The organism is Asanoa sp. NPDC050611, assembly GCF_040654855.1.
GTDB lineage: Bacteria > Actinomycetota > Actinomycetes > Mycobacteriales > Micromonosporaceae > Asanoa.
Genome location: NZ_JBFAIU010000069.1, coordinates 1 through 13,604, shown reverse-complemented (window position 1 = coordinate 13,604; position 13,604 = coordinate 1). Strand labels below are relative to the sequence as shown.

Annotated in this window: 13 protein-coding genes; 8 read left to right on the top strand and 5 right to left on the bottom strand. The window is 69.8% G+C overall.

What is annotated here, in order from left to right:
• Window positions 1-60 precede the first annotated feature (60 nt).
• From boxC to AB0H87_RS13725, 7 genes are all read left to right on the top strand, one after another.
• Window positions 61-1,704, top strand: coding sequence for a 2,3-epoxybenzoyl-CoA dihydrolase (gene boxC, locus AB0H87_RS13755; protein WP_360143821.1), 1,644 nt, complete (start codon window positions 61-63; stop codon window positions 1,702-1,704).
• A gap of 1 nt (window position 1,705) precedes the next feature.
• Window positions 1,706-3,124 carry a benzoyl-CoA 2,3-epoxidase subunit BoxB gene (gene boxB, locus AB0H87_RS13750; protein ID WP_360143818.1) on the top strand — a complete coding sequence of 473 codons (1,419 nt, stop codon included), beginning with the start codon at window positions 1,706-1,708 and terminating at the stop codon, window positions 3,122-3,124.
• A 17-nt stretch (window positions 3,125-3,141) separates the two neighbouring features.
• Window positions 3,142-4,656: a benzoate-CoA ligase family protein gene (locus tag AB0H87_RS13745; protein ID WP_360143815.1), complete on the top strand. Its 1,515-nt coding sequence runs from the start codon at window positions 3,142-3,144 to the stop codon at window positions 4,654-4,656.
• Window positions 4,656-5,510, top strand: coding sequence for an amidohydrolase family protein (locus AB0H87_RS13740; protein WP_360143812.1), 855 nt, complete (start codon window positions 4,656-4,658; stop codon window positions 5,508-5,510). Before AB0H87_RS13745 ends, AB0H87_RS13740 begins: the two co-directional genes overlap by 1 nt.
• Before the next feature lie 68 nt (window positions 5,511-5,578).
• A complete protein-coding gene (locus AB0H87_RS13735; protein ID WP_360143809.1) occupies window positions 5,579-5,752 on the top strand; it encodes a hypothetical protein in 174 nt (57 codons plus the stop codon).
• Window positions 5,749-5,973 (top strand): hypothetical protein, encoded by a 225-nt coding sequence (locus AB0H87_RS13730; RefSeq protein ID WP_360143806.1) that lies wholly within the window; start codon window positions 5,749-5,751, stop codon window positions 5,971-5,973. Before AB0H87_RS13735 ends, AB0H87_RS13730 begins: the two co-directional genes overlap by 4 nt.
• Before the next feature lie 51 nt (window positions 5,974-6,024).
• Window positions 6,025-6,681, top strand: coding sequence for a hypothetical protein (locus AB0H87_RS13725; RefSeq protein ID WP_360143803.1), 657 nt, complete (start codon window positions 6,025-6,027; stop codon window positions 6,679-6,681).
• On the opposite strand, the gene AB0H87_RS13720 is transcribed toward AB0H87_RS13725, so the two are convergent.
• The 5 genes from AB0H87_RS13720 to AB0H87_RS13700 form a co-directional block, all read right to left on the bottom strand.
• Entirely contained in the window at window positions 6,678-7,724 is a 1,047-nt protein-coding gene (locus AB0H87_RS13720) for a LacI family DNA-binding transcriptional regulator (protein WP_360143800.1), read from the bottom strand. The genes AB0H87_RS13725 and AB0H87_RS13720 overlap by 4 nt on opposite strands.
• 32 nt (window positions 7,725-7,756) lie before the next feature.
• Window positions 7,757-9,127 carry a GH1 family beta-glucosidase gene (locus tag AB0H87_RS13715; RefSeq protein WP_360143797.1) on the bottom strand — a complete coding sequence of 457 codons (1,371 nt, stop codon included), beginning with the start codon at window positions 9,125-9,127 and terminating at the stop codon, window positions 7,757-7,759.
• Entirely contained in the window at window positions 9,124-9,966 is an 843-nt protein-coding gene (locus AB0H87_RS13710; protein WP_360143794.1) for a carbohydrate ABC transporter permease, read from the bottom strand. The genes AB0H87_RS13715 and AB0H87_RS13710 overlap by 4 nt, the downstream gene beginning before the upstream one ends.
• 11 nt (window positions 9,967-9,977) lie before the next feature.
• Window positions 9,978-10,943, bottom strand: a complete 966-nt coding sequence (locus tag AB0H87_RS13705; RefSeq protein ID WP_360143791.1) for a sugar ABC transporter permease — start codon at window positions 10,941-10,943, stop codon at window positions 9,978-9,980.
• Between the two features lie 72 nt (window positions 10,944-11,015).
• Entirely contained in the window at window positions 11,016-12,311 is a 1,296-nt protein-coding gene (locus AB0H87_RS13700; protein ID WP_360143788.1) for an extracellular solute-binding protein, read from the bottom strand.
• Between the two features lie 275 nt (window positions 12,312-12,586).
• Between AB0H87_RS13700 and AB0H87_RS13695 the strand changes: the two genes are divergently transcribed.
• A partial coding sequence (locus tag AB0H87_RS13695) for a DUF4062 domain-containing protein (protein WP_360143785.1) occupies window positions 12,587-13,604 on the top strand: 1,018 nt, incomplete at its 3' end.

Sequence of the window (13,604 nt, the reverse complement as noted above, 5' to 3'; positions counted from 1 at the left end):
TCTACTACATCGTCTTGACGTACCACGACGTAAATGTAGAGTTTCGACTTGGAGGCAGCGATGACCATCGAGTTCCAGGTGGATCCCGCGCGTTACCGGCACTGGCGGCTGACCGTCGACGGCCCGGTCGCCACGCTCGCCATGGACGTCGACGAGCAGGGCGGGCTGCGACCCGGCTACGAGCTCAAGCTCAACTCGTACGACCTGGGCGTCGACATCGAGCTCTACGACGCGGTGCAACGACTGCGGTTCGAACATCCGGGTGTACGCGTGGTCGTGCTCACCAGCGCCAAGGAGAAGGTCTTCTCGGCCGGCGCCAACATCCGGATGCTGGCCGCCGCGGAGCACGGCTGGAAGGTGAACTTCTGCAAGTTCACCAACGAGACCCGCAACGGCATGGAGGACGCGTCGGCCCACTCCGGCCAGGTGTGGCTGGCCGCCTGCAACGGCTCCGCGTCCGGCGGCGGCTACGAGCTGGCCCTCGCCTGCGACCACATCATGCTCGTCGACGACCGGTCCTCGGCCGTGTCGCTGCCGGAGCTGCCGCTGCTCGGCGTGCTGCCGGGCACGGGCGGGTTGACCCGGGTCACGGACAAGCGCCTGGTCCGTCGCGACCGCGCCGACTACTTCGCCACCCGCGCGGAGGGCATCGGCGGCAGGCGGGCCGCCGCCTGGGGTCTGGTGGACGAGGTCGTTCCGCCTCCACAGTGGACCATCAAGGTGGCGGAGCGGGCGGCCGAGCTGGCGGAAGGATCCAACCGCCCCGGCGACGCGACCGGGATCAGCCTCTCCCCGCTGGCGAAGACCCGCACCGCGACCGCGATCGCCTACCGGCACGTCAGAGCCGACCTCGACCACGACCGCGGCTGCGCCGAGATCACGGTCGCCGGCCCCACCGCAGCACCGGGCGCGCCGGCGGACGACGCCTTCTGGACCCTCGCGATGACCCGCGAGCTTGACGACCTCGTCCTCGACCTGCGCACCAACGAGCCCGAGCTGGGCACCTGGCTGCTGCGCACCACCGGCGACGCCGACCTCGTGCTGGCGCACGACGCGCTGCTCCTCGCGCGAACCGCGGACGACTGGCTGGCCAACGAGATCGTCCTCTACCTGAAGCGCACGCTGAAACGGCTCGACGTCACCAGCCGCAGCCTGATCGCCCTGATCGAGCCGGGCTCCTGCTTCGCCGGCTCGCTGCTGGAACTGGCCCTCGCCGCCGACCGCTCGTACCACCTGGCGGGTGTCTTCGAGGACGAGGACCCGGATGCGTCACCGGCCGCGATCACGGTCGGGCCGATGAACCTCGGCCCGCTGCCTATGGGCAACGACCTGACCCGGCTGGCCACGCGGTTCGTCGGCGACCCGGGCGCGCTGGCGGCGGTCGAGGAACACCAGGGCAAGCCCTTGCCCGCCGACGACGCCGAGCGGCTCGGCCTCGTCACGTTCGCGCCCGACGACCTGGACTGGGCCGACGAGGTGCGGATCGCGGTCGAGGAGCGGGCCAGCTTCAGCCCGGACGCGCTCAGCGGGCTGGAGGCCAACTACCGCTTCCCCGGCCCCGAGACCATCGAGACGAAGATCTTCGGCCGGCTCTCCGCCTGGCAGAACTGGATCTTCCAACGCCCGAACGCCGCCGGGCCGGAGGGTGCGTTGCGCCGCTTCGGCACCGGGCAGCGCGCCGACTTCGACCGGAGGCGGGTCTGACATGGCGAACGCCGACTACTCCGAGAAGATCCCCAACAACGTCGAGCTGCGCGAGGACCGGCGCCTGCAGCGGGCGCTGGAGTCGTGGCAGCCCAACTTCCTGCACTGGTGGGAGTCGATGGGCCCGGCGCTGCCGACCCGCGACGTCTACCTGCGCACCGCGGTCAACGTCGGCCGCGAAGGCTGGGCACACTTCGACCACGTGCCCATGCGGGACTACCGGTGGGGCATCTTCCTCGCCGAGCGCGACCGCGACCGGCGGATCGCCTTCGGGCAGCACAAGGACGAGCCCGTCTGGCAACAGGTGCCGGGCGAGTACCGCGCCGACCTGCGCCGGCTGATCGTCATCCAGGGTGACACCGAGCCGGCCTCGGTCGAGCAGCAGCGCAACCTGGGCGCCACCGCGCCGAGCCTCTACGACCTACGCAACCTGTTCCAGGTCAACGTGGAGGAGGGGCGGCACCTGTGGGCGATGGTCTACCTGTTGCACGCCTACTTCGGCCGCGAGGGGCGCGAGGAGGCCGAGGAGCTGTTGCACCGCAACTCCGGCAGCGTCGAGTCGCCGCGGATCCTGGGCGCGTTCAACGAGGAGACGCCGGACTGGCTGTCGTTCTTCATGTTCACGTACTTCACCGACCGCGACGGCAAGTACCAGCTCGGCACGCTCAAGGAGTCGGCGTTCGACCCGCTGTCGCGCACCTGTGAGTTCATGCTCAAGGAAGAGGCGCACCACATGTTCGTCGGCACGACGGGCATCGACCGCGTCGTCGAGCGCACGGCGCAGCTCATGGTGGAGAACGACGTCGACGACGTCGGGCCGCTGGGTGCCATCCCGCTGAAGGTCATACAGAAGTACCTGAACTTCCATTACTCCGTCTCGCTCGACCTGTTCGGCTCCGAGACGTCGACCAACGTGGCCAACTACTTCACGTCCGGCCTCAAGGGACGGTGGTCGGAGGAGCGGCGCGACGACGACCACCGGCTGACCGACGACGCCATCATGGTCGACGCGGTCACCGACGACGGCGAGATCGGCCAGGTCGAGGTGTCCGCGCTGATCGGGCTCAACACCGACCTGCGCCGGGAATACATCGCCGACTGCCAGAACGGGGTCAACCGGTGGAACCGGATCCTCGCCAAGGCCGGGTTGCCACAACGCCTGCAGCTGCCGCACATCGCCTTCAACCGGCGGGTCGGCGCGTTCAAGGCCATCGAGTCCACTCCGGACGGTGAGCTGATCTCGGCAGCGGAGTGGGAGCGGCGCAGGAGCGCCTGGCTCCCGACCGAGCTCGACAAGACGCACGTCCGGTCGTTGATGCGGCCGGTGCACGAGCGGGGCAAGATCGCCGCGTGGATCGCGCCGCCGCGACAGGGCATCAACGGCAAACCGTTCGAGTACGAGTACGTCCATCTCGCCTGACACCGGGACGGCTGCCCATGACCGAGCTGTTCAACGCCTGCGCGTACCTCCTCGACCGACAACTCGCCGACGGCGACCGGCTGGCGCTGACCGGCGCACCCGGCGAAGTCACGTACGCCGAACTGCACGACCGGGTCTGCCGGGCGGCCGCCGGCCTGCGCCGGGCCGGCGTGCTGCCGGAACAGCGCGTCATGCTGTTCATGTCGGACTCACCGGAGTTCGTCGCGGTCTTCCTGGCCGCACTGCGGATCGGCGCGGTGCCCGTGCCGGTGTCCACGATGCTGCGTGCCGACGGGCTGGCCGCGCTGCTGGCCGACAGCCGCGCCCGGCTCCTCGCGGTCACGCCGGAGTTCGTCGACCTGGGCGCGTCGGCGGTCGCGGACCTGCCCGAGCCGATCCCGGTGCTCGACCCGGTGCGCCTCGACGATCTTGCCGCCGGCACGGCCGACCCGTCCGTCTACCCGACGGTGGCGGACTCTCCCGCCTTCTGGCTCTACACGTCCGGCACGACCGGCAAGCCCAAGGGCGCCATGCACCGGCACGGCGCGATCCAGGTCGTCTGCGAGACCTACGGCGAGCAGGTGCTCGGGATCCGCCCCGGCGACCGGTGCCTGTCGGCGGCCAAGGCCTTCTTCGCGTACGGCCTCGGCAACTCCCTGCTCTTCCCCCTCTCGGCCGGTGCCTGCGCGGTGCTCGAGCCGACGCCGGCCCGCCCGGACCTCATGGTCGAACGGGCGCAGAAGTACGGCGCGACGCTGTTCTTCGCCGGCCCGACCTTCTTCGCCAACATGCTCCGCGCGGACCTGTCGCCGAGCTCCCTCTCCGGTGTGCGGCTCGCGGCGTCGGCCGGCGAGGCGCTGCCGGCCGGGCTCTACGCGCGCTGGACCGCGCACTTCGGCGTGGACATCATCGACGGCATCGGGATGACCGAGATGCTGCACATCTTCCTGTCGAACCGGCCCGGGTCGGTGCGGGCCGGGACGACCGGGGTGGCGGTGCCCGGCTACGACCTGCGGATCCTGGACGACGAGGGCCGCGAGGTGCCGGACGGCAGCCCCGGGACGCTGTTCGTGCGGGGCGACTCGACGGCGACCGGCTACTGGTCCCGCTACGCCGCCTCCCGCCAGGTGTTCCAGGGCGAGTGGCTGCGCACGGGCGACACGTACATCAAGGAGCCTTCCGGCTACTACCGCTGTCTCGGGCGCACCGACGACGTGTTGAAGGTCAGCGGCATGTGGGTCGCGCCGGCGGAGGTGGAGAACCGCCTGCTGGCCCACCCGAGTGTGGCGGCCGCGGTCGTCGTCGGCGCACCGGACGCCGACCGCCTGGAGAAGGCGGTGGCGTTCGTGGTGCTCAAGTCGGGCCGGCGGGCCACGGAGGCGGAACTGGTCGAGTTCTGCCGCGACGGCATGGAGTCCTTCAAGCGCCCGCGCCGGGTGGTCTTCGTCGACGGCTACCCGACGACGGCGACGGGCAAGATCCGCCGGGTGGAGCTGCGGGCGACCGCGTCGCGGGTGTTGGGGGACGGCTGATGCTCGACGGGATGCCACTGGTCGACGCGCACATCCACGCCGCGCGGCTGACGACGTTGAAGCTGGCCTGGAAGCAGTGGGCGCAGGACTTCGGCGACCCGGCGCTGCTCGCCGCGGTCTACGACGCGTCCGGGACGGTGGAACCGGCGCGGTTCGACGCCTATCTGGCCGCGGAGGGCGTCGACGTGGCGCTGGTGCTCAGCGAGTACAGCCCGAAGGCGACCGGCATCCAGGCGGTCGAGGACATGCTGCCGCTCACCGCGTACGAGCGGGTGAAGCTGATCGCGAACGTCAACCCGCACCTGCACTACCCGATCGACGAGGAGCTGCGCCGGCAGCTCGACCTGGGCGCGGTGGCGCTCAAAATCCACCCGGTGCACGGCGGCTTCGCGGCGGACGACCGGGCCCTCTATCCGGCGTACGAGATCTGCCAGGCCCTGGGCGTGCCGGTGGTCGTCCACTGTGGCACGAGCACGTTCCCGGGTTCGCTGAACCGCTACGGCGACCCGGCGCTGCTGGACCGGGTGCTGCACGACTTCCGCTCACTCAACCTGGTCCTGGCCCACGGCGGCCGAGGCTGGTGGTACGACGCGGCGGCGTTCCTGGCCCTGACGTACGACCGGGTCTGGATCGAGCTGTCGGGCCTACCCCCGAAACGGCTGAAGGACTACTACGCCCGCCACAACTGGCACCGCCTGAGCCGCCGCTTCATCTTCGGCACGGACTGGCCGGGCGTCCCCGGCATAGCCCACAACGCCCGCGCGGTGGCGGCCCTCTGCCCGGACGACGAAACGGCCCGCCTGGCCCTGGCCGGCAACGCGGCGGAGGTCTACCACCTCAAGCTCCCGGACTGAGCGGCCTCGCCGCTCGCCTCTGGCATCGCGGTGGACCGACCTGCCCGGCCCGTGCGAGCCTGGCGATCATGTATGTAAAGGCAGCCGTCACCCTCACCTGCAGCTACGACAGCGAGGCGGACGCGGCCAAGGTCTACCTCGATGCCGAGGGGCACGTCCTCGGTCTCGAAATCATCGGCGCGCGCGAACAGCTCCCGACCGCGCTGCTGCGGGCGATCCTCGACGCCGGGACGTCGGCGTGAGCCGGGTCGTCGTCGCTGACCTGCGCGCCGCGCTCGCGCGGTTGCTCGACGCGGTCGAGGGCGAGCATGGTCCGGAGGTCGACCTCGATGCCGACTTCTACTGGACGGTCGCCCAGGACAACAGCGCCTACCGCTTCGACACCGCCAACCCCGCGCTCACCGTCGGCTCGCTCAGCGACGACGTCGACGAGCTGGCCGCCCTGCCCGCAAGCACTCGCTGACGCTTCCCGAGGTACGCGCTACGGTGCTCCCGACCACACGGGAGGATCAAGGTGGGCACCAAGACAGCGCTGCTCGTGTTCGGCGGTGGCGAGCTGCGTGACGGCCCGGCGGCGTTCCCGGTGCCCGATCGGGCCGAGATGGCCGCGCTCGCGCGGGCGGTGCATCCCGGCTACGGCGTTGAGGACGCCGGGGAGCGGTCGCTCGGCGACAGCCTCTATCCCGACGATGGGCTGCTCTTCGCCACCCGGATCGGCACCACCGTGATCCTCGCCGACCGGCGGTTCCAGCGGCTGTCGCCCACCGAGCTCCCGGAGCACCTGCGCGAGATCGCCGGTGACCGGCGCGTGGTGCTGCACGCGATGCACTCCGTCGTCGACGCGTTCAGCTTCGCCGTCTGGGAGCAGGGCCGGCTCGTGCGCGCGGTCAGCCTCTCCCACGGCGACGGCATCGTCGAGGACATCGGTGAGCCGTTCCCGTTCGAGCGTCCGTACCGGGACCCGCTGCCGTTCCACCCGCTCGAGCTCGGCGAGGCCGCCCTTGCCGACCTGTTCCCGTTCGACCTGCTGGACGTGCCGATGTGCGGCTTCCGGCTCGTCGACCCCTCCGGCGAGGAGCAGGCTCGGCGGGCCGCCCTCGAGGCGCTCGTCAGCCGGATGGGTTCGCCGAAGCGGTACAGGCTCGTGGACGGCGAGCTCAGGCCGGTCTAGGCCGTCTCGCGCTCCACCATCCACGTGTCCAGCAGGACGTGCGGCTGGGCGATCTCCTCCCGGCGGATCCGGGACACCAGCAACCGCGCCATCTCGCGGCCCATTTCCTCGATCGGCTGGTGGACCGTGGTCAGCGGCGGGTTCGACTGGCGGGCGATCGGGGCGTCGTCGAAGCCGACCACCGCCACGTCCGACGGGATCTGGCGGCCCGCCTCCTGCAGCGCGCGGACCGCGCCGTACGCCATCGGGTCCGAGGCCGCGAAGACGGCGTCCAGGTCCGGATTGTCCGAAAGCAGCTGGCGCATCGCGGCCATGCCGCTGGCCTCGCTGAAGTCGCCGTACGCGATCAGCTTCTCGTCGACCGACGCCCCCGTCGCCTCGATCGCCTGGCGGTAGCCGGCCAGCCGGGTCACGCCCGCGCCCATGTCCTGCGGCCCCGCGATCGTGGCCACCCGGCGCCGGCCCCGGCCGAACAGGTATTCCATGGCCTGCCGGGCCCCGCCCGCGTTGTCGACGTCGACGTAGTAGGCCTCCTGCGCGTCCGGCTGCAGCATCCGGGCCGGCCGGCCGCCCAGCACCGCCGGCAGGCCGCGCTGCTCCAGCAGGGTCGGCAGCGGGTCCGCGTCGTGCAGCGACAGCAGCAGGACCCCGTCGATGTGCTGGTTGGTCAGGTGGTGCTCGATCCGCTCCCGCTCCGCCGGCGACTGGGCCATCGCGAGCCACAGCTGCATCGACGTGTCGAGCAGCCCCGAGCTGACCCCGCGGACGATGGCCGCGAAGAACGGCTCCGTGAAGACCCGCTCCTCGGACTCCGAGACGACCAGGGCGACCGAGTCCGTCCGCTGGGTGACCAGGGCGCGGGCGGCCCGGTTGGGCACATAGCCCAGCTCCGCGATCGCTGCCTGGACCGCCGCGCGGGCCTCCGGGCTGACCTGCGGCGAGCCGTTGACGACCCGGGAGACGGTGCCCCGACCGACCCCGGCCCGCGCGGCGACCGCGTCGAGGGTTGGTCGGCCGAGGGACCGGGTGCGCTGGGTCGTCATCTTCTCGCTCCTCCGCCGGCCTACACCGCGCCTTATTCTGCGGCCAGTCCGTTACGTCGGATCACTTCGGCGTACCACCTGGCGCTGGTCTTCGGGGTGCGGAGCTGCGTGGCGTAATCGACATGAATCAGGCCGAAACGCTTCGTGTAGCCCCACGCCCATTCGAAATTATCCATCAGCGACCAGGCGAAGTAGCCCCGCAGGGGCACCCCGGCCGTGATCGCCTCGTGGCAGGCGCGCAGGTGGGCGTCGAAGTAGGCGACCCGCTGCGGGTCCGGCACCTCGCCGTCGACCACCTCGTCGACGAACGCGGCGCCGTTCTCCGTGACGTAAAGGGGCACCGCCGGATACGACAGGTGCAGCCGGGTCAGCGTCTCGACCAGCCCGGGCGCGTCGATCTCCCAGTTCATATCGGTGACGGGAAGGCCTCGGGTGACGAACCGGACATCCGAGCTGCCGGGCCACGAGGTCTGCTTCCGCCAGTACGGCTCGGGCTCCGCGCCGGGCACCGGGCCCGCGACGACGTGCCGGCTGTAGTAGTTCACCCCGAGCATCGGCAGCGGCGCGGAGATCAATTCAAGATCCCCATCGCGTACGTGGGACATATCGGTCACCTCGGCGAGGTCAGCCACCACGTCAGCGGGATAGGAACCGCGCAGCAGCGGATCCAGGAAGATCCGGTTCGCCAGCCCGTCGATCCGCCGCGCGGCGTCAAGATCAGCCGCGGCGTCGGACGCCGGCGAGATCGCGTAGAGGTTCAGCGTGATCCCCAGCGGGACGCCCACCGCCTGTGCCGCCAGCCCGTGCCCCAGCATCAGGTGGTGTGCGGCCCGCACCGCCTCGCCCGGATCGGACCGCCCGGGCGCGTGCACCCCCGACCCGTAGCCCAGGAACGCGGAGCACCACGGCTCGTTGAACGTCGTCCAGAAGCGCACCCGGTCGCCCAGCGCCGCGTGGGCCAGCGCCGTGTAGTCGGCGAACCGGCGCGCGGTGTCCCGGGCCGGCCAGCCACCCGCGTCCTCCAGCTCCTGCGGCAGGTCCCAGTGGTAGAGCGTCACCCACGGCTCGATGCCGTGGTCGAGCAGCTCGTCGACCAGGCCGCGGTAGAAGTCGAGCCCCCGTTGGCTGGCCGCGCCCGTGCCGCCCGGTTGGATCCGGGGCCAGGACAGCGAGAACCGGTACGAGCGCAGCCCGAGATCGGCCATCAGCTTCACGTCGTCGCGCCACCGGTGGTAGTGGTCGCACGCGACGTCGCCGGTGTCGCCGTTCACGGTGCGGCCCGGCGTGCGGCTGAACGTGTCCCAGATCGAGGGCGTACGCCCGTCCTCGGTGGCCGCCCCTTCGATCTGATACGCGGCGGTGGCCGCACCCCACAGGAAGTCGGGCGGGAACGCATTGGTCACGACTTGACGGCGCCTTCCATGATGCCGCCGATGATCTGGCGGCCGAAGAAGATGAATACGATGAGCAGGGGCACGGTCCCGACCGCGGTCGCGGCGAAGACCTGTGAGTAGTCGGTGTAGTAGGCGTAGGACAGGAACGCGAGCGACACCTGCAGGGTCGGGTTCTCGTTGGTCAGCGCCGCGTACGGCCAGAGGAACTGGTTCCAGGTGTCCATGAAGGTGAGCAGGCCGAGCACCGCGGCCGCGGGGCGCAGGGCGGGCAGCACGACGTTCCAGTAGATCCGGAACGTGCTGCACCCGTCCACGCGCGCCGCCTCGATCAGCTCGTCGGACACCGCCTGCGTCGCGTACTGGCGCATCATGAACACGCCGAACGCGCTGACCAGGAACGGCACCGTGACGGCGTAGAGCGTGTCGTACCAGCCGAAGTCCTGCATCATCCCCCAGAGCGGGATGAGGCCGAGCTGGGTCGGCACCATCATCGTCACGATGATGGCCAACATCAGGCCGTTGCGACCGCGGAACCGAAGCTTCGCGAACGCGAATCCGGCCAGCGTCCCGGTCAACACCACCGCCACGGTGACCACTGTGGACACGATCACCGAGTTCAGCACACCCTTGACGAAGTTGGCGTCGGCGTTGTCCAGCACGCGCTGGAAGTTGTCACCGAACGCGCTGCCCGGGGTGAACGGCGGTGGCACCGAGTTGATCGCATCCAGGCTGCGGGTGGCGATCACGAACATGTAGTAGAACGGGTAGATCGACGCGAGAATGCCGATGACCAACGCGATGTAGGTCAACGGGCTGGTCTTCCAGAGGCGGGCGGAGGCAGAGACCATCGTGCGCTCCCTCATTTCACCGTGCGGCGGACAATGGCGAGGTTGATGGCGGCGATGATCCCGATGAGCACGAACAGCGCCCAGGCGATCGCGGCGCCGTATCCAGCCGTGTTGAAGCTGTTGATGCCCTTCTCGTACATGTACATCGCCAGCGTCTGGAACTCGCGCTGCGTCCCGCCGCGCATGTTGCCGTTGCCGAAGACCAGCGGCTCGGTAAAGAGCTGCAGACCGCCGATCGTCGAGAGCACCACGACGAACACGAACGTCGGCGTGAGCATCGGCAGCGTGATCCGCCAGAACTGTCGCCACTGGTTGGCACCGTCGAGTGCCGCGGCCTCGTAGAGGTCGCGCGGGATCGACTGCATGCCGGCCAGCAGAATGAGAGCGTTGTAGCCCGTCCACCGCCAGTCGACCATGAAGGCGATCACGGTCCACGAGCTCCATCGCTGCGCGTCCCAGTCGACCGGGTCGACGCCGACGATCCCGAGCAACCAGTTGACCAGGCCGAAGTCGCGCTGGAAGAGCATCGCGAACACGATCGCCACGGCCGCGACCGAGGTGATGTTGGGTACGAAGATGGCCATCCGGAAGAACGTCCGGGCCCGCAGCTGGGTGCGGTTGAGGAGACTGGCCAGGAAGAGCGCGAGGATCAGCTGCGGCACCGTCGCGACGACGAATATGCCGAGGGTGTTGACGACCGCGTTCCAGAAATAGTCGTCCCGCAGCAGGTTCGCGTAGTTGTCGAAGCCGATGAACGTGTGGTCGCCGACCATGTCCCAGTCGTGCAGCGACATCCAGGCGGTCCGCAGCATCGGGTAGAGCCCGAAGACGCCGAAGACGACGAAGAACGGCGCGATGTAGAGGTACGGGGAGTAACGCATGTCCCAGCGGGCACGCTTGGCTCCGCGGGAGGTGCGGTGCCGGGGCGACCCCACTGGCGCGGGCGGCGCCGGGCGCGCAGGCGTGGCAAGTGCCATGGGAGTCCTTTCTGGACCGTGTGGAAGGGCCCCTCGAACGAAAGGGGCCCTTCCGAATCGTGGCAGGGGCCGTCAGAAGGCGCCCTGGGTCACCGCGTCCTTTGTGAACTGTTCCCATGCGGCCTTGGCACTGGCCTCACCGTTCTCGTACGCCCGCAGGGCGGGCTCCATCGCCTGTTCCTTCACGGCCTGGTGCTTCGGGCCGAGGTGGATCGGCTTGATGGACTCGACGCTGCCGCCGAAGATCTTGCCGGTCGGCGCGTCGTTGAAGTACGGGTCGGTGTACGCCTGGAACTCCGCGTTCTTCAACGCCTCCAGGTTGGTCGGCAGTGGGCCCTTGAGCTTGAACGCGGCCACCTGGCTGCTCGCGTTGGTCAGGAACTCCGCGAGCTTGGCAGCTTCGGCCTTGTGCTTCCCCCGTTCAGGCACAGCGAGCCACGAGCCACCCCAGTTGCCGACGCCACCGGGCACACCGGCGACATCCCACTTGCCCTTGTTCTCCGGGCCGGAGTTGTCCCGCACGATACCGAGCATCCACGAAGGACAGAACGTGGCGGCGAACGTGCCCTGCTTGAAGCCCGCGCTCCACTCCGGCGACCAGGTGGCCGTCTTCGCGGTGATGTTCGCGTCGACCATCTTCAACGCGGTGTCCCAGGCGGTCTTCACCGCCGGGCTCTTGTCTGCGATGAGGTTGTCCTCGGCGTCGTAGAAGATGTCGCCGCCGGCCTGCATCGAGATGGCGCTGGCGGCCGTGGTGACCGAGTCCAGCATGCCCTTGCCGGTCGCCGTGCGGTACTTCTTGCCGGTCTCGATGAACTTGTCCCAGTCGGGCCAGAGCGCGGTGACCGCCTCCCGCTCGGTGGGCAGGCCGGCCGCCTTGAACAGGTCGCTGCGGTAGCAGACCGCGAGGCTGCCGACGTCCGTGGGCAGGCCGATCAACCGGCCGTCACCGGACTTGCCCAGCTCCCACTTCCACGGCAGGTATTCCTTGCTGTGGTCGGCGACCAGCGGGGTGAGGTCGGCCCAGTTGGTGGGGTTGAGCTTGAACTCGTTGAGAACGCCCTCTTCGAGCGCGACCACGTCGGCGATGCCCTTGCCTGTCGCCAGGCTGCGCACGATCTTCGGCCGGTACTCGTTGAGCTGCGCGGTCTTGCGAAGCTCGATCTTGATGCCCGATTGCTTCTCGTACTGCTTGACCAGCTCGTCGTACCCGAACTCGCCGACGGTCTCGATGACCAGCTTGTCGGGCTTGCCGCCGGCACTGCTGCCGCTGTCGCCGTCGTCGCTGCCACAGGCGGCGACGCCGAGCACAAGAGCAGAAGCGGCGGCGAGCGCGACCAGCCTGTTGCGGCGCCTCATGACGCTCATCCAGGACCCCTCTCAGGTCAGGAGATGAAGTGGTGGGGTGGTCGGCGCCACACGGATATGTCAGGACTCGTGCCGGTTCACGGTCCGCCGGGAGCGCTCCCACGAGATTGCCGATCAGTTTCGTCCTCGTCAATACCGGTCGCTGGGAGCGTTCCCATATCGTTATGGGAGCGCTCTCACGGAGAACTTCGTCGCGTTCGGTGGGACCCGCCTTACGCAGCGCTGCCAGAAGCAGGTAGCTTCGTCAGCCGTACGGGGGGATGTGATGGTTTTTCATGGCAAGCTCGGGCGAGCCGGCCGGTGGATCGGGCAATTTGATCCACACGCCGGACCACCGGTTGCGCGTGTTCGTCTCGTCGACGCTGGAAGAGCTCGAACCTGAGCGCCTCGCCGTCCGGGACGCGATCACCCGCATGCGGCTGGTGCCGGTCATGTTCGAGCTCGGCGCCCGCCCGCACCGCCCACGGGACGTCTACCGGGCCTACATAGACCAGAGCCAGCTCTTCATCGGCGTCTACTGGGAGAGCTACGGCTGGGTCGGGCCCGACGCCGAGCTGTCCGGCATCGCCGAGGAACTCGAGGTCGCGGGCCACCTCCCCAAGCTGATCTACGTCAAGACCCCCGCTCCCGACCGGGACCCCCGGCTTGCCGCGATGCTCGACCGGATCCGCGACGACGCCCGGGTCAGCTACCGGCAGTTCCGCTCCGCCGACGAGCTGCGCCGCGTGGTCGGCGAGGACATCGCCCTGCTGCTCACCGAGCGGTTCAGCACCCGGCCGGCCCGCCAGGCCGAGCCCGAGGAGACGCACCGCGACGAGCTGCCCGTCCCGCCCAACCCGCTGCTCGGCCGCCGGGTCGAGCAGCGGTCCCTGCGCGACCTGCTGACCAGCGACGACGTGCGGCTCGTCACGCTGACCGGCCCGGGGGGCGTCGGCAAGACGCGGCTCGCCATGGAGCTCGGCTCGCAGCTGCGCAACACCTTCGCGGACGGCGTACGTTTCGCGGACCTTTCGGGCGTCACCGACCCGGCCCTGGTCCCCACGGCGCTGGCCCAGTCCCTCGGCCTGCGCACCGTGCCGAACCGGCCGCCGCTCGAGGACGTGGTCACCTACCTGCGCAACCGCTCGCTGCTGCTCGTCGTCGACAACATGGAGCACCTCGCCGACGCCTCACCCGCGCTCGCCACCGTGCTCGACGCGGCTCCCGGCGTGACCGTCCTGGCCACGAGCCGGGTCCCGCTGCGGCTGACCGGCGAGCACGTGTTCGACGTGCCGCCGCTGCCGGTGCCCGACC